The sequence below is a fragment of the Rhodococcoides sp. S146-33 genome, from assembly GCF_059489205.1.
The window spans coordinates 144,196-159,741 of sequence record NZ_JCAJWY010000004.1; the positions used below are offsets into that span (position 1 = coordinate 144,196).

Annotated in this window: 15 protein-coding genes; 1 reads left to right on the forward strand and 14 read right to left on the reverse strand. The window is 64.4% G+C overall.

The features are described from left to right. Positions 1-14 precede the first annotated feature (14 nt). From AC5WEY_RS18530 to AC5WEY_RS18565, 8 genes are all read right to left on the reverse strand, one after another. Positions 15-863 (reverse strand): DegV family protein, encoded by an 849-nt coding sequence (locus AC5WEY_RS18530; RefSeq protein ID WP_495647008.1) that lies wholly within the window; start codon positions 861-863, stop codon positions 15-17. Next, a complete protein-coding gene (octT, locus tag AC5WEY_RS18535; protein ID WP_495647009.1) occupies positions 860-1,630 on the reverse strand; it encodes a diglucosylglycerate octanoyltransferase in 771 nt (256 codons plus the stop codon). Before octT ends, AC5WEY_RS18530 begins: the two co-directional genes overlap by 4 nt. Further along, the gene (locus AC5WEY_RS18540) at positions 1,617-2,270 is read right to left on the reverse strand and encodes a histidine phosphatase family protein (protein ID WP_495647010.1); all 654 of its coding nucleotides are present in this window, start codon (positions 2,268-2,270) and stop codon (positions 1,617-1,619) included. Before AC5WEY_RS18540 ends, octT begins: the two co-directional genes overlap by 14 nt. Then, positions 2,267-2,656, reverse strand: coding sequence for a ribosome silencing factor (rsfS, locus tag AC5WEY_RS18545; RefSeq protein WP_032379193.1), 390 nt, complete (start codon positions 2,654-2,656; stop codon positions 2,267-2,269). The genes AC5WEY_RS18540 and rsfS overlap by 4 nt, the downstream gene beginning before the upstream one ends. Further along, positions 2,653-3,366 carry a nicotinate-nucleotide adenylyltransferase gene (nadD, locus tag AC5WEY_RS18550; RefSeq protein ID WP_235581867.1) on the reverse strand — a complete coding sequence of 238 codons (714 nt, stop codon included), beginning with the start codon at positions 3,364-3,366 and terminating at the stop codon, positions 2,653-2,655. The genes rsfS and nadD overlap by 4 nt, the downstream gene beginning before the upstream one ends. Positions 3,367-3,473: 107 nt before the next feature. After that, positions 3,474-4,889 carry a vWA domain-containing protein gene (locus AC5WEY_RS18555; protein WP_495647011.1) on the reverse strand — a complete coding sequence of 472 codons (1,416 nt, stop codon included), beginning with the start codon at positions 4,887-4,889 and terminating at the stop codon, positions 3,474-3,476. A gap of 1 nt (position 4,890) precedes the next feature. Continuing rightward, positions 4,891-5,772 (reverse strand): AAA family ATPase, encoded by an 882-nt coding sequence (locus AC5WEY_RS18560; RefSeq protein WP_057479893.1) that lies wholly within the window; start codon positions 5,770-5,772, stop codon positions 4,891-4,893. A 44-nt stretch (positions 5,773-5,816) separates the two neighbouring features. Continuing rightward, positions 5,817-7,097: a glutamate-5-semialdehyde dehydrogenase gene (locus AC5WEY_RS18565; RefSeq protein ID WP_495647012.1), complete on the reverse strand. Its 1,281-nt coding sequence runs from the start codon at positions 7,095-7,097 to the stop codon at positions 5,817-5,819. Positions 7,098-7,210: 113 nt separating this feature from the next. Between AC5WEY_RS18565 and AC5WEY_RS18570 the strand changes: the two genes are divergently transcribed. Next, the gene (locus AC5WEY_RS18570; protein ID WP_495647013.1) at positions 7,211-8,329 is read left to right on the forward strand and encodes an NADH:flavin oxidoreductase/NADH oxidase; all 1,119 of its coding nucleotides are present in this window, start codon (positions 7,211-7,213) and stop codon (positions 8,327-8,329) included. A 4-nt stretch (positions 8,330-8,333) separates the two neighbouring features. On the opposite strand, the gene AC5WEY_RS18575 is transcribed toward AC5WEY_RS18570, so the two are convergent. From AC5WEY_RS18575 to AC5WEY_RS18600, 6 genes are all read right to left on the reverse strand, one after another. Continuing rightward, the gene (locus AC5WEY_RS18575) at positions 8,334-9,290 is read right to left on the reverse strand and encodes a D-2-hydroxyacid dehydrogenase (RefSeq protein WP_057479890.1); all 957 of its coding nucleotides are present in this window, start codon (positions 9,288-9,290) and stop codon (positions 8,334-8,336) included. A gap of 2 nt (positions 9,291-9,292) precedes the next feature. Next, entirely contained in the window at positions 9,293-10,720 is a 1,428-nt protein-coding gene (locus AC5WEY_RS18580; protein ID WP_235581862.1) for an MFS transporter, read from the reverse strand. Positions 10,721-10,834: 114 nt separating this feature from the next. After that, the gene (locus AC5WEY_RS18585; protein WP_495647014.1) at positions 10,835-12,097 is read right to left on the reverse strand and encodes a M20 family metallopeptidase; all 1,263 of its coding nucleotides are present in this window, start codon (positions 12,095-12,097) and stop codon (positions 10,835-10,837) included. After that, on the reverse strand, positions 12,094-13,422 hold the full coding sequence (locus AC5WEY_RS18590; protein ID WP_495647015.1) for an aminotransferase-like domain-containing protein: 1,329 nt from the start codon (positions 13,420-13,422) through the stop codon (positions 12,094-12,096). Before AC5WEY_RS18590 ends, AC5WEY_RS18585 begins: the two co-directional genes overlap by 4 nt. 2 nt (positions 13,423-13,424) lie before the next feature. Next, the gene (locus AC5WEY_RS18595) at positions 13,425-14,603 is read right to left on the reverse strand and encodes a M24 family metallopeptidase (RefSeq protein ID WP_495647166.1); all 1,179 of its coding nucleotides are present in this window, start codon (positions 14,601-14,603) and stop codon (positions 13,425-13,427) included. A gap of 224 nt (positions 14,604-14,827) precedes the next feature. Beyond that, a complete protein-coding gene (locus AC5WEY_RS18600) occupies positions 14,828-15,541 on the reverse strand; it encodes a GntR family transcriptional regulator (protein ID WP_235581861.1) in 714 nt (237 codons plus the stop codon). Between the last annotated feature and the right edge of the window lie 5 nt (positions 15,542-15,546).

A 15,546-nucleotide genomic window follows, 5' to 3' on the forward strand; every position in this document is an offset into this window, starting at 1 on the left:
GATGATCGGCGCGACTACCGGTTCGCCGGTGCCACCACGACGCCGACAGCACCGGGGCCGACATGCGCTCCCAGCACGGCACCGAAGGGATACACGTCGATGCTGGTGAGGCCTGGAATTCGAGAGACCAGCATCGCAGCGACGTCGTCGGCACGCTGCGCGCACGACATGTGGTGTACGGCCAGCGCAACCCCCGAATTGTCACCGACCTCGGCTGCGGCAGCGACGGCTGCGTCGACCAACTTGTTCAGCGCCTTGGACGAGGTCCGTGTCTTTTCCCTCAGCACGAGTGCGCCGCCACTGATGTGCAACACCGGCTTCATGGCCAGTGCGGTGCCGAGGAGGGCTGCGGCAGTGCCGATTCGACCTCCGCGCCGCAGATGGTCGAGGCGATCGACGACGATGAAGCATCTCGATGTGGTCGACGCAGCGACGGCGCAGTGGTAGACCGTGTCCAGGTCCGCTCCCCCGGCCGCCGCGCGAGCAGCAGCCAGCACGGCAAAGCCCAATCCCATTCCTGCAGACCCTGAATCGACCACTCGAACGGCAGGGCCGACCTCGTCTGCGGCCTGACGCGCTGCTTCCCACGTGCTCGAGAGCCCCCGGGAGATGTGCAGCGCCACCACACCGTCTCCTCGACTACGTTCGAAAGCCGCTGCGTATACGTCGGTCAGCTCGCCCGGTGACGCGCCGGCGGTGGTCACGTGATTCCCCGAGGTGGAGTGCTCGGGGATCTCGTCCACACCCTCGCGGTGGTCGACTCCGTTCACCAGCACGTGCAGAGGCACCAGGGAGATTGCCCGCTCGGCCGCAAGCGAAGCAGGCAGGCACGACGAGGAGTCGGTGACGACGGCGACGGTCATGGCTTCGGGGTCGCGGCGGGGATCTCGGTCGACGCCGAGACCGCCACCGGTCGCAACGCGTCGAGCATCGCCTTCGCCACCTCACGATGCGCGTCCCACCCCCAGTGGATGCCGTCGGGGTTCGCGTTCTCCGATTCGATGTTCGGGCGCACCGCGTCGGCGAGGTCGACCATCGGAACGTTCTTGTCCGTACTCCACGCCCGCAACGCGCGCACTGCGGGCTCACGGCCCGAGTGCACCCGCCCGTAAGCGTCGCAGCGATGCACCGACGGATAGGTGCCGACGACGGGAAGCTCGGGACGTACGTAGGCCAATGCGGCGCGGGCCTGCTCCAGATAGTCCACGCTCAGCCGCGGCGGCAGTGCAACGGGCCAACCCAGATGAGACAGAGCGGGTTGTACCGCCTGGTACCCCATGCGAACCACGCGTCGCAGCGCCGGTGGTCTGATGTATCGGATCTGCTCCCGCAGCGCGGTGGGCAAGGGCGAAGGTAGCGAATCCATGCCGCCGATGGCGAACACCACGGCACCGGCTCGGGGAATCGCGGCCCACACTCGCGGATCCTGGGTCAGAGCCCACCATGCGTCACGACTCGTCCAGCCGATGCGCGCCACCAATTCCACTGTCCAACCGAGTTCAGCGGCAACAAGATTGGGCCACAGCCGCGGGTCGTCGACCGGCAGCCCGCCCTCGGGTCCGTAGTAACTCAGCGAGTCCGCGAGCACGAGCAGCGCGGGGCGCACCGCCGTCCCGTCAGAGGACGTCACTGGCCACTCGCGCCGAGGCGTTCCACACGTCCAGGCGCCACGCGGGGTCAGCGCCGTCCCCGTGCGCGCCGAGCTGTACCCAGCTGGTGTTGGCCAGCCCACCGAGCACCGGCCAACGGTCTGTCGGCAGATCGAGCAACGCCGCCGTCAGTGCCGCGATCAGGCCCCCGTGCGCCACGAGTACCAGTGGACGCTGATCACCGTCGGCACCCCACTCGGCGACGCCGCTCAGAAGCTCGCGAACCAAGGGAATACTGCGACGGGCGACGTCGATACGGCTCTCCCCGCCCGGTGGAGCGATGGTGGCATCGGCCCGCCACGCCGGCCGAGCGCCGGGTGCGATGTCGTCGACCTCGGTGTGGGTGAGACCCTGCCACTCGCCGAGATGCGTTTCACGCAGACGCTCGTCCTGCGTCACCGAAACACCGGCAGCGTCGCCCAGGGCGACGGCAGTGTCGAGAGCCCGCCGCAGGTCGGACGAGACGATCCGAATCGGCTCACGCGTCGCGAGCTCGGCAGCGGCCGTCTTGGCTTGAGTGCGACCGAGCTCGGACAGATCGGTATCGAGCTGACCCTGCATGCGGTCGGTGGCGTTGTATTCCGTCTGACCGTGCCGAAGCAGGATGAGCCGTCGGATCATTGCTCCGATTCCGCAGCCGGGTGCTGTCCGAGACCGGGGACCTCGATGGTCGGGCAGTCCTTCCACAACCGCTCGAGGGCGTAGAAGTTGCGCTCTTCGTTGTGCTGGACGTGCACCACGATGTCGGAGTAGTCCAACAGAGCCCAGCGACCTTCCTTGGTGCCCTCGCGGCGGACCGGCTTGTGTCCGGCTTCACGCAGCTGATCCTCGATGTTGTCCACGATCGAGTTGACCTGACGCTCGTTGGGCGCAGAGGCGATCACGAAGCAATCGGTGATGTAGAGCTGGTCGGAGACGTCGAGGATCACCACGTCGCTGGCCAGTTTGTCGTCGGCTGCGAGCGCGGCGATACGCGCCATCTCGGCGGCTTCGGCTGTTGCAGTCACTTGGGTGTACTCCCACTCGTATGGTTCGGGTTCGCGGTCATTGCTCTGGTGACCGGCCCTTCCGGTTGCTTCTTCTGGGGTGCCGGCTCCGACATGGTGACGGATCCGTCGAGGCGCAGAGCGCCTCGTGGTCTGTAGAGATTCCTCTTCGAGATGTATTGCACGACGCCGTCCGGTACGAGGTACCACACAGGCCGATTCTCACCGGCTCGAAGTCGACAGTCCGTCGACGATATCGCGAGTGCCGGGATTTCCATCAATGTGAGGGTGCCGGCAGGCAACGACCGGAGGTGGTTGGCCAGATGTTCGACGCCCAGCTCGAACCCAGGACGCGAGACTCCGACGAACTTGGCGAGCTCGAACAACTCCTCCCAGTTCTGCCACGTCAGGATCGACTCGAGGGCGTCCGCGCCGGTGATGAAGAACAGCTCGGCATTGGGGTGCTGCGCCCGCAGATCGCGCAGGGTGTCGACGGTGTAGGTCGACTTCTCTCGGTCGACGTCCACGCGACTGACGGAGAACCGGGGATTGGACGCCGTCGCGATCACGGTCATCAGATACCGGTCTTCCGCCGGGCTGACCGTTGTGCCTTCCTTCTGCCAGGGGTTTCCAGTGGGGACGAAGATGACTTCGTCCAGACCGAACTTGTTCGCCACTTCGCTGGCAGCGACGAGGTGCCCGTGGTGTATCGGGTCGAAGGTGCCACCCATCACGCCCAAACGGCGAACGGACTGCTTCCCTGTGTCGTCACCGAGGTCGTATTCGTGCTGCACAACCGTCGATTCTACGTCCGGGCCGCTGCCGGGCGTCACATGCCTCACACCGGTAGCAGACGTGAGACCACGGTGGCGAGCTGCTGGGCGGATCGGCACTCGTGCATGGCGATCACGTCGGCGTACACCTTGGCTGCCGAATCGCCGGATCCCCACTGCGATTTCGGTTCGGGGTTGAGCCAGTACGCGTGCTTGGCCACCGAGACGATATGCGCCAACGCGGGCAGCTTGGGTTCGCGGTAGTTGGTGCGGGCGTCACCGAGAATCAACACCGAACTGCGACTGGTGACCGCATGCGCGTACTTCTCGTCGAATGTCGTCAGCGCATGACCGTAATCCGAGTGGCCGTCGTACGTCACCAGATCGGACTCCCGGACGATGCGGCTCATCGCAGCCCCGAGGTCGGAGCCGGAGTCGAAGAATCGCGTCACCTCGTCGGTGGAATCGATGAACGCGAAGATTCGAACGCGCGAGAACTGCTCTCGCAAAGCATGCACCAACAGCAGGGTGAAGTTACTGAAGCCCGCCACCGAGCCCGAGACATCGCACAGCACAACCAATTCGGGGCGAGCTCGACGCGGCTTGCGCTCCACCAAGTCGATCGGAATGCCGCCGGTGGACATCGACTTGCGCAGGGTGCGTCGCAGATCGATCGAACCGTGTCTGCTTCTACTGCGCCGCACTGCAAGTCGTGAGGCGAGCAGCCGAGCCAGCGGGGTGACGTTGCGTCGCAGCGCCACCATCTCCGCATCCGAGGCCCTCAGGAAGTCGACCTCCTCGGCCAGCTTGGGCACACCGTAGCTCGCCACTCGCTCACGGCCCAGCTTCTCGGCCGACCTCCGCCTCGTCTCGTTCTCGACCATCTTGCGAAGGTCGGCGATGCGCTGCGCTGCAGTACGTTTGGCCACTTCCGATTCGTAGTCGTCGGTGGGCCGATCCGGTGCGTCGTCGGCGCGGCCGAGCAGCCCATCGAGGATCTTGCGCAACAACGTATCGGGGGCAACGTCACGCAGGGCCTGATAGGCCGAGAACGACGGGCCGTTGGAGGACTTGTACTGGCCGAGCTCCTCGACCATCTGGGCTGCCAGCATCTGGGTCAGTTCGGCCGCCTCGGCCGAGTCGTCCGAGAGCAGTTCGACTATGAGTTCGCGCAACGCATCGATATCGACCTCGCCCGTGGCGGTGCGGGGAAGCGCGGTGTCGATCTGTCCCGAATCCCTGGTACCCGATGCCACCGGAAACCACAGGTCGAACAACGCGTCGAATACTCCGCGGTGCGTCGGTCGTCTCAGCAGCGCGCAGGCCAGCCCCTCACGGACCGCTTCCCGGTCCAACAGATCCAGCACGGACAGGACGCGTCCGGCATCGACGGTCTCCGATGGCCCCACCGAGATCCCACGCTTGCGTAACGCCTCGACGAAGCCGACCAGATGCCCGGGAATTCCGTGCGGGGCCAACATGTCAGTTCAACCGCAGTTCGGCTGCCGCGCGCACCTGGTCCGACTGATGTTTGAGCACCACGCCGAGAGTCGAGCGCACGGCATCCTCGTCGAGGGTGTCCATCCCGAGAGCCAGCAGCGTGCGACCCCAGTCGATGGTCTCGGCGACCGACGGCAACTTCTTGAGCTGCATCCCGCGCAGCACACGGACGGTCTTGATCAACTGCTCCGCGATCGCCTCGGGCAGTTCGGGCACCCGACTGGCCAGGATTCGACGCTCGAGGTCCGCGTCGGGGAAATCGAGGTGCAGGAACAGGCAGCGGCGCTTGAGGGCCTCCGACAGTTCGCGAGTGGCGTTGGAGGTCAGCACCACGAACGGAGTGCGCTCGGCGGTGATGGTGCCGAGTTCGGGGATGGTGATCGCGAAGTCGCTGAGCACCTCGAGCAGCAGTCCTTCGATCTCGACGTCGGCCTTGTCGGTCTCGTCGATGAGCAGCACGGTGGGGTCGGTACGCCGAATGGCCTGCAGCAGCGGCCGCGCGAGCAGGAACTCCTCGGAGAAGACATCGAGCTTCGTCGAATCCCAGTCGGCACTGGTCCCCGACTGAATTCGCAGAATCTGCTTCGCGTGGTTCCACTCGTACAGGGCGCGGGCCTCGTCGACGCCCTCGTAGCACTGCAACCGCACCAGCTCGGCACCCGTTGTCTGGGCCACGGCACGAGCCAGTTCGGTCTTTCCCACACCCGCCGGTCCCTCGATCAGCAGCGGTTTGCCCAGGCGGTCGGCGAGAAAGACAGAGGTTGCCGTGGCCTTGTCGGCCAGGTAGCCCGTTTCTGCCAGACGCTCGAGGACGTCGTTCACACTCGCGAACAGCGGCGGTGTCGTCGGTAGGGCGCGATCCACGTCACAACTCCTGATGATCGGGTCTGGTCGGTGCGGCTGAGGCGTCAGACATCTCGAACGTGCCCGTCGCCCCACACGGTCCACTTGGTCGAGGTCAGTTCGGGCAATCCCATGGGCCCTCGGGCGTGCAGCTTCTGAGTGGAGATACCGATCTCGGCACCGAAGCCGAATTGCTCACCGTCGGTGAAGGCGGTGGAGGCATTGACCATCACCGCAGCCGCGTCGACACGCTGGGTGAATTCGCGCGCGGCTCCGATATCGGCCGCGACGATCGCCTCGGTATGTCCGGTTCCGTATCGATCGATGTGCTCGATCGCCTCGTCGATGCCGCCCACGACCTTCAGCGCGATGTCGAGCGAGAGGTACTCCTGCGACCAGTCCTCGTCGTTCGCGGGCACCAGCCCGGGCAGGTCGCCGTGCACCGTGACGCTGTGCATCTGGAACGCCTGCAGCAGCCGCGGCACCATGGTGTCGGCGACCGCAGCGTCGACCAGCACGGTCTCGGCGGCGTTGCAGACACTGACTCGGCGGGTCTTTGCGTTGAGCACGATCTTCTCGGCAACGTCCGGATCGGCCGAGGAGTGGACGTACACGTGGCAGTTACCGACTCCGGTCTCGATGGTCGGCACCGTGGCATCGCGAACGACGGCAGCGATCAGCCCCGCGCCCCCGCGTGGGATGACCACGTCCACCAGACCGCGCGCCTGAATGAGATGGGTGACCGTGGCGCGGTCGGCACTGCCCAGCAGTTGTACGGCGGCCTCGGGCAGACCGTGTTCGCACAACGCCCCCTGCAGCGCGTCGACCAATGCTGCGTTGGACTGTGCCGCCGAGGACGAACCTCGCAGCAGCACCGCGTTGCCGGACTTGAACGCGAGACCGAACGCGTCGACGGTGACGTTGGGCCGCGCCTCGTAGACCATGCCCACCACTCCGAGAGGAACCCTCACCTGCCTGATCTCGAGGCCGTTGGGAAGGGTCGAACCGCGGATGACCCCGCCGATCGGATCCGGCAGTGCGGCGACCTGTCGCAGTCCTGCCGCGATGCCGTCGATGCGCGACGCGGTCAATTTCAGTCGATCCAACAGACCCTCGTCCGTACCCGCTCCTCGAGCGATCTCGATGTCGGCCGCGTTCGCAGCCAGGACCGAATCCGCAGCAGAAACCACGGCATCGGCGGCGGTATGCAGCAACGAGTCCTTCTCGGCGGTCGTCAGCAGTGCCAGCGCACGCGAAGCAATCCGTGCCCGACGAGCGGCCGCGTGCACGTTCTCACGCTCGTCGAGCGTCGTGGGCACCGATTCGGCCGAGACGGAAGCAGTCATGATCTACACACTAATAGGGCCCGGGAATGAACCTGCATCGCCGCGTCGTTGCAGCACGACGTGGAGATCACCGACGTCGACGGCGTCGATACCGACAGACCGGAGGAACACCTGTGAGTGCCTTGTTCGAGCCTCTGACCCTGCGCGAGGTCACCTTCCCCAACCGGGTATGGATGGCACCGATGTGCCAGTACTCGGCCGACGACGCGGGCGAGCACGTCGGTGCCGCCGGCGACTGGCATCGCACTCATCTGGTGAGCCGTGCGATCGGCGGTGCCGGCCTGATCATCACCGAAGCCACTGCAGTCAGCCCTGAGGGTCGCATCAGTCCATCGGACCTCGGCATCTGGAACGACACACAGGCAGACGCACTGGCCGAGATCGTCGCCGAGATCGCGTCCTTCGGGAGCGTTCCGGGCATCCAGCTGGCACACGCGGGCCGGAAAGCTTCCACAGCTGCTCCCTGGCTCGGCGGCAAGTCGCTGCCCGCCGACGATCCCCGCAGCTGGGAGACCATCGGTCCGAGCGCGATCGCCTTCGGCGATTACGCGACGCCCCGCGAGGCAACCGGCGACGACATCGCGAAGATCGTCGACGACTTTCGCTCTGCGGCGCAGCGCGCACTGAAGGCCGGATTCAAGGTGGCCGAGATTCACGGTGCGCACGGTTACCTGTTGCACCAATTTCTCTCGCCCGCCAGCAACACTCGTACCGACGCGTACGGCGGCGACTTCGCGGGCCGCACGCGGCTGCTAATCGAGGTGGTCGACGCAGTCCGTGAGGTGTGGCCGGCCGAGCTTCCGGTGTTCGTCCGTCTGTCCGCGACGGACTGGCTGGACGAGCCCGAGAACGAGGACCGCACAGCCGAATTGGAATCTCCGAGCTGGACGGCAGACCAGACGGTCGCCCTGTCGCAGATCCTCACCGAACACGGGGTGGATCTGGTCGATACCTCCACCGGAGGAAACGTGCACGCCAAGATCCCGGTCGGTCCCGGCTACCAGGTTCCGTTCGCACGGCGTACCCAGAACGAGACCACGATGCCCGCCGCTGCGGTCGGCATGATCACCGAACCCAAGCAGGCGGAGGACATCGTCTCGCTGGGCGAGGCGACAGCCGTGCTGCTGGCGCGCGAGCTGCTGCGTGATCCGTACTGGCCGCGGCGCGCTGCCCGCGAACTCGGTGTGGAGATGACTCCGGCCGTGGCACCGCAATACGAGCGCGCCTACTGAGGTCTCACGCCACGAATCCCAACTTCTTGTCCACGACGTTGATCAAGGGTTCGCCCCGAAAGTATCGACGCGCGTTGTCGGCGAACACCTTTGCGAGTTGCTGCTTCCACCCCGACGCGTCGCCGCTCATGTGCGGCGTGAGAATCACGTTCTCGGTCGTCCACAACGGATGGTCGGCCGAGAGCGGCTCGGTCTCGAACACGTCCAGCGCGGCACCGGCAATGTGGCCGGTGCCGAGATGCTTCAGCAGTGCCTCGGTATCGAGCAGCTCACCGCGGCCCACGTTGATCACCCGCGCGCCGGGCTTCATCGCGGCCAACACCGAATCGTCGACCAGACCCCTCGTCTGTTCGGTCAACGGGGCAACCAGAACCAGATAGTCGACCCGCGCTACCTGGTCCGCCAGATCATCACTGGCGTACACGGTGCCGAAATCTCGGTCGCCTTCTCGTGCAGTTCGACCCACGCCCGAGACCGACATCCCCACCGCACTCAGCAGAGTTGCAATGGCACGACCGATCGCTCCGGTGCCCACGATCATCGCGTGCGCGCCGTCGATACGTTCGGTCTCGCGGTGTTGCCAGATCTTCGAATGCTGCAGTGCACGTGAGCGTTCGGAATCCTTGGCGAACGCGAGGATCTGAGCCAGTACGAATTCTGCGATCGGTCGATCGAATACGCCACGCGAATTGGTCACGACCACATCGGATTCCACCAACTCGTCGAACATCAACGAGTCCACGCCGGCAGCGGCGATGTGGATCCACTTCAACGAACCGCACCGCGGCCAGGCGGATCGGACTGCAGGTGAGAAGAAATCCCACAGCAGCAACGCGTCGGCACCGTCGACCGCATCCGCAAGCGTGTCCGCCGTGGCATATCTGACAACGGCGACCTCCTCGACGGACTCGAGTCCGTCGGGAAGGTCGCCGGCATGCAGAACGACGAGAGTCGGTGCCACTGCTATTTCTTGTAGCCGACGAGTTCGACGCCGGATGCGGCAACCTCGTCGTCGTTGTCACCTGGGCACTGGGTTCCGCGCAGTGATCGTCCTGCCGTCTCGGGCATCAACAGGATCGGCACGAACGCGATGGCGGCGGCGATCATCATGTACCAACCCGGGACCAGGTTGGAACCGGTTCGGTCGATCAGGAACGTCAGGATCAACGGTGCCGTGCCACCGAAGAGCGCTGTCGACACGTTGTATCCGATTGCGAACGCTCCGTAGCGCACCTGAGTGGGGAACAGTGCGGGCAGTGTCGACGACACGCAGGAGCACATGATGACCAGCAACACCCCGAGACCGAGCAAGCCGATGCTCTGGCCGATCAGACCGGTGTTGATGATCAACAGGAACAGCGGAACGCTGAAGACGAAGTACCCCACGCACGCGACCAGAAGCAACGGCTTTCGGCCCACCCGGTCGGACAGAGCGCCGATGGGGTTGATGATCAACATCATGATGATCATGATGGCCACGAGGGTGAAGTTGGACTGAGTAGTGCTGTGCCCCAACGTGTCGCTCAGGTACGAGGGCAAGAACGTCAGCACCGTGTAGTAAGCGATGTTGAGCAGCAGCACGAATCCCATCAGGATCAGGATCCGCTGCCAGTACGTCATGGTGGCCTTGAGCGAGGTGACGGCTCCGCCTGCCCCCTCGTCGACCGTGCCTCCCTCCTCCTTCGCTTCGGCGAAGACCGGAGAATCTTCCAGCCGGGTCCGCAGCCACAGCGCAACGATGCCCAACGGCAGCGTCACCAGGAACGGAATTCGCCAGCCCCAGGCCTCCATGGTCTCGTCGCCGAGCCCGACGTTGAGCAGGGTGCACAGCGTTGCGCCGCCCACCGTGCCTGCGAGGGTGCCGAATTCGAGGAACGATCCGAAGAATCCGCGCCGCTTGTCGGGCGCGTACTCGGCCATGAACACTGCTGCGCCGCCGTATTCACCACCGGTGGAGAAGCCCTGCACCAAACGGCAGACGAGCAGAAGCAACGGTGCGGCGATGCCGATGGTGTCGAATGTCGGCAGCACACCGATCGCCGCCGTGGCCAACGTCATCATCGAGACGGTCAGTACGAGGACCTTCTGACGACCGATGCGGTCGCCGAGTGGGCCGAGCACGATGCCGCCGATGGGACGAATGATGAACGACGCGGCCAGCACAGCGAAGGTGGAGAGCAGGCTCGCTCCCCCGTCCTCGGACGGGAAGAAATTGGCGGCAATGTAGACGGCGAGATAGCCGTACACCGCGTAATCGAACCACTCGACTGCGTTGCCGAGTGCCGATCCGCCGATGGCGCGGTGGAGAATTTTGGTCTCGTCCGGGCTCAGGGTGTCGGTACTGGGGGGATATCCGGTCGGCGATGCTGCCGACCCTGAATTTTCGGTCACGGTCGAAATACCTCTCGCTTTTGTGGACAAAGTGGAGCGTCGGTGTGGTACTTCGCAGCATTCGACATTACGGCGATGCAGAACGTACGGTTCGGCCAACCCCCTCGTGCAGCGCTAAAGTCCTGGTAGTGCAGCAATTCTGGTGGCGATCAACGCGTACGCCCTTGCGCTGTCGGTCAATTGCCGCACGGCCACGGACTCGTCCGGTCGATGCGCCTGTTTTTCGATCTCCCCCGGACCGAGCACGACGGTGGGTATTCCCATCTGCTGTGCCACAAAACCACCATCGCACGATGCGGTCCAGATGTCAGTGAAACGCACAGGATTGGAGCCTGCGGAATGACCATCGAGCACAGGATTGGAGCCTGCGGAATGACCATTCGTTATGGATCCGTTGTCGATGACCGATTGCACTGCGGTAGTGACCAATCCGTCGTCGATGCTGGTCAGAAAGCCCGGCATCTCCATCGCGATACCGATCTCGACATCGATACCGGACCCGATGAGTCCCGCTGATTCGATGCGTGATCGCAGATCGCCGACGACGCCCGCGGCGCTCTCGCCCGGTAGGAGACGGCGGTCGACGGTGACGACACACCGGTCGGCGACCATCGACGTGCCCGTACCTCCCGCTATCGTCCCCACATTCCAGGTGGCCGGCCCCAGTTCGGGGTCGGGGTTCGCGTCGAGCTCGGCCTGGGAGCCGTCGATGATGTCGATGATGCGTGCTGCGGCCGAGATGGCGTTTGCGCCGTTGCGCGGTTGCCCCGCGTGCGCGGATCGGCCCCGAACCTCGATCTCCAGGTTCGCTGCTCCTCGGCATCCGTAGATGGTGACCAGATCCGTTGGCTCCGCCACCACGCAACAGCTGTACGTGCGGTGCTGCGGTTCGGCGACGAACGCTCGGATACCGAGTCCGGTGTCCTCCTCGTCGACCAGGCACGCCAACGTCATGGGGTACTCGTCCGCGAGACCGGAACGCAGCACAGCGGTCATGGCCGCCACCACCGCGGCCAGGCCGCCCTTCATGTCGCAGGACCCGCGGCCGACGATGCGGCCGTCCCGAACCACGGTGGAAAAGGGATCGGTGGTCCAGCCCGTACCAGCGGGGACCACGTCGGAATGGCCCACGAACAGCGCCCCGGGCCGCTCGTCGGATCCGATGGACACGAAAACATTGGGCCGACCAGGAGCGACCTCGACCGTCCGAACATCGAAACCCAGTGCGCGACAGTGTTCGGCAAGGACTTTTGCGGTCTTCTCCTCGGTATCCCCGGGATTCTCACCGCCCGCATCGATCAAAGCGGTTGTCAAACCGATGATGTCCGACTCATCGATCGAATCCAGAAGGGCACGTTCGGAACTCGTGACCGTCATCGAGTCGGGTCGGAGGCGAGCAGGTGCTTGGACTTCTCCACTGCCACCGCCAGTCTCCTGATTCCCTCGTCGATACGTTCGGGAGTCGACGAGGCGAAGCACAGCCGCAACGAATCGTGAAATTTTCCGCCCACAGACAATGCCGGTCCCGGAATGTAGGCCACTCCTTCTGCCAGCGCCGTCTCGAACAAGTCCTGAGTAGAGAAATCGACATCGTTGCCACGCAGCGTCGCCCAGAGAAAGAACCCACCCTCGGGGTCGGTCGTCGACATCGAGTCGCCGAAGTGTTTGTCGATGCTGTTCTGCATCGCGATCTTGCGTGGCAGATACACCGAGGCCAACGACCGAAGATGCTCGTCGAGCAGTCCGCGCCGGATGTACTCGGCCACCATCCGCTGGGCCGGCAGGTTCGTGCACGTGTCCATGGCCTGCTTGGCGTTGACGATCAGCTGCCGCGCCTCGGGGGCGGCGTCCACCCAACCCACCCGTAGGCCGGGCGCGATCATCTTCGAGAACGTGCGTACGGAGAAGATCAACGGATCGTCGGGACTGAGTGTGCCGAAACTGGGGATCGACTCACCCGAGAATCGGAGCAGACCGTAGGGATCGTCGTCGAGGATCACCGATCCCCACTTGTGCGCCAGCTCGATGAGCAGCTGACGACGCTCGAGCGACAGGGTCACCCCGGACGGGTTCTGGAAGTTGGGGATCACGTAGATCATCTTCGGCAACCGCCCGGCGCGCTCGACGAGCTCGGGCAATGCCTCGACGATGAGACCGTTACTGTCCATCGGGGCCTCGAGGATGTCGCCTCCGTAACTGAGTACGGTGGCGGTTCCATTGGTGTACGTGGGGCTTTCGACGATCACCAGGTCGCCCGGATCGACGAACAACTTGCACGCGATGTCGAGGCCTTGCATCCCGCCCGACGTGATCACCACTCGCTCTTCGGACGTGGGCTCGCCCACCGACTCCAGGTACGCGAGCAACGCGTCGAGCAGGCCCGGGTCACCCTCGGTGGCACCGTAGTCGAATGCGTCCGCGGTGAGCACGCTGCCGGCGATCTCGGTGAACGCAGCAGCCGGAACCGTCTCGGCGGCAGGAGATCCCATCGCGAAGCGCACGATGTCGTGTTTCTGCGCAGCGAGGAGCGATGTCGACGAATCGATCACCGATCCCACCAGCTTGTCGGTTCGCAGGGCCCAGGGAATGCTGGCAGGAGTGGAGCCTGCGGAACGACCTTGTGCGGCAGGAGTGGAGCCTGCGGAACGACCTTGTGCGGCAGGAGTGGAGCCTGCGGAACGACCTTGAGTAGATGCGGTCATGCTCACTCCTTCGTCAGTAGTTCTCGGGGGTACGCGGTGAAGGTTTCGAGGCCGGTCTCGGTGACGCGAACGGCCTCGGATACCTCGTATCCGTAGTCGTCCATCCACATTCCGCCGATGATGTGGAACGTCATGTTCTCGGCGAGCACCGTCTCGTCGTCGGTCCGCAGGCTCACGGTGCGCTCACCCCAGTCGGGTGCGTAGGCGATGCCGATCGAGTAACCGATGCGTGACGGTTTGTGCAGTCCGTGCTTGGCCAGGCTGGTGTTCCACACCTGCGCCAGCTCCGTGGCAGTGACGCCTGCCTGCACGGTTGCGAGCACGTCGTTCAATGCTTCCCCGGTGGACTTGGCAAGGTAATCCAAACGTGGACTTGGCTTTCCGAGCACAATCGTGCGTGCCATCGGAATGTGGTAGCGCCGAAACACTCCGGCCAGTTCGACAACGGTGGTCTCGCCCCGCACGAAGGGTTGATGCGACCACGTCAGGTGCGGGGTGTCGGCGCCGGCACCGGTGGGCAGCATCGGCACGATGGCAGGATGATCGCCGCCGAAGTCCGCAGTGCCCCGTACCTGTGCGTTCATGATGGCCGCGGCCGCGTCGCATTGCCGCTCACCCACCGAGATAGCCTGGTAGGCAGCCGACATCGCCGATTCACACACCTGTGCAGCACCGCGCATCAGGGCAATCTCCGCGGGTGACTTGACCACTCGCACCCAGTTGATGAGCTCGTAGGAGTCGGTGAATCGGTATTCGGGCAGCGACTTCACCAGAGCCTCGAATGCCTTGGGACTGAAATAGTACGAGTCCATTTCCAGACCCACCTGGCCGTGCTCGAAGTTGTTCACCAGTCCCAGTTCGCGCAGCTTCGCAGCAACCCATACGAACGGGTGAGTGTCCTTGCGCTGCACGAACGTTTCGGGGTAGCCGAACGTCCGATCCTGCGGCAGCCACGACGTGCGAAACGCGCCGTTGGCGTCCATTTCGCGGGCGAAGAAATACATGTCGCCCTCGAGCGGGACGTACAGCATCTGCGGGGTGTAGAACGAGAGCGCGTTGTAGCCGAGCAGGTAATAGAGGTTCGCGGGATCGGTGACTATGAGCGCCGTGAGGTTCTGCGCTGCCATCCGCTCTCGGACTGCAGCGAGCCGAGCGGCGTACTCCTCGTCGGTGAACGTGATCGGCGTGCTGTTCGGTACATCGGGGTACCGCGCCAGACCGGGAGCGGCCGGTCCATCGGTGTCTTCGGGTCCGATTGCGGTGACGTAGGCGGAGTCTGATGAGTCGTTCACGGGCACCCCCTTCGATGATGGAGATTTAGTAGATTGTTGACAATCAGGCTAGGCGCTGACGCCAGAGGTACGCAAGACTTCAGATGTAAATGCTGTGTTGCGCGCCGAGCGGTCTATCCCGGAGTGGCCAGAGCCGAGTGTTCGGCATGCTCCTCCACCATCGCCCGGGTCAAGTCGTGGATGGCGGTGTCCATGTGCTCGTGTACGCCCTTTTCCAGTGCGTCCCAATCGGATCCGAGAAGAAGATCGACGATCAGTTGATGTTCCTCCACCAACGCCTCGGGCCGGTAGTACGCGGTTTCGAGGTTGGCCATACAGATACGCGCCTCCGCGGCGAGGGTGGCGTACATCCGTGACATGCGGCTGTTGCGCGTCGCTGCGACCAGGGCGGTATGAAATGCGAGGTCTCGTTCGGCCAGACCTCGCCAGTCCGCCCGATCGATGAACGGTTGCATCTGCATCACGATGGCCGAGAGCTCGTCGGCGGCGGTGATCAGCCGGTCGCGATCACCGTGGACCAACGTCCACGCAGCACCGACCTCGATCGCCGCACGGGACTCGTAGATCTCGGTGACGTCGTCACTGCTCAGTTCGACGACGAATACGCCCCGGTTACGGTAGCTGACCAGCAAACCCTCTTGATTGAGACGCTGCAGTGCCTCACGCACCGGCCCCCGAGAAATTTCGAGTTCGGCGGCTACGTTGGCCTCGTTGATCTGCTCCCCCGGGGCATAGGAGCCATCGATGATGCGATCGCGAATCTGGTCGGCAATCACCATCGACGTGTTGCGTGCGTCGATGGGCGTCAGTCTTCTCGAACTGGGCATGATCG

Excerpts from the sequence above, each read along its gene's own strand:
- AC5WEY_RS18530 (WP_495647008.1), bottom strand. The coding sequence starts at position 863 with ATGACCGTCGCCGTCGTCACCGACTCCTCGTCGTGCCTGCCTGCTTCG.
- AC5WEY_RS18540 (WP_495647010.1), bottom strand. The coding sequence starts at position 2,270 with ATGATCCGACGGCTCATCCTGCTTCGGCACGGTCAGACGGAATACAAC.
- nadD (WP_235581867.1), bottom strand. The coding sequence starts at position 3,366 with ATGGGTGGCACCTTCGACCCGATACACCACGGGCACCTCGTCGCTGCC.
- AC5WEY_RS18555 (WP_495647011.1), bottom strand. The coding sequence starts at position 4,889 with ATGTTGGCCCCGCACGGAATTCCCGGGCATCTGGTCGGCTTCGTCGAG.
- AC5WEY_RS18565 (WP_495647012.1), bottom strand. The coding sequence starts at position 7,097 with ATGACTGCTTCCGTCTCGGCCGAATCGGTGCCCACGACGCTCGACGAG.
- AC5WEY_RS18585 (WP_495647014.1), bottom strand. The coding sequence starts at position 12,097 with ATGACGGTCACGAGTTCCGAACGTGCCCTTCTGGATTCGATCGATGAG.
- AC5WEY_RS18590 (WP_495647015.1), bottom strand. The coding sequence starts at position 13,422 with ATGACCGCATCTACTCAAGGTCGTTCCGCAGGCTCCACTCCTGCCGCA.
- AC5WEY_RS18600 (WP_235581861.1), bottom strand. The coding sequence starts at position 15,541 with ATGCCCAGTTCGAGAAGACTGACGCCCATCGACGCACGCAACACGTCG.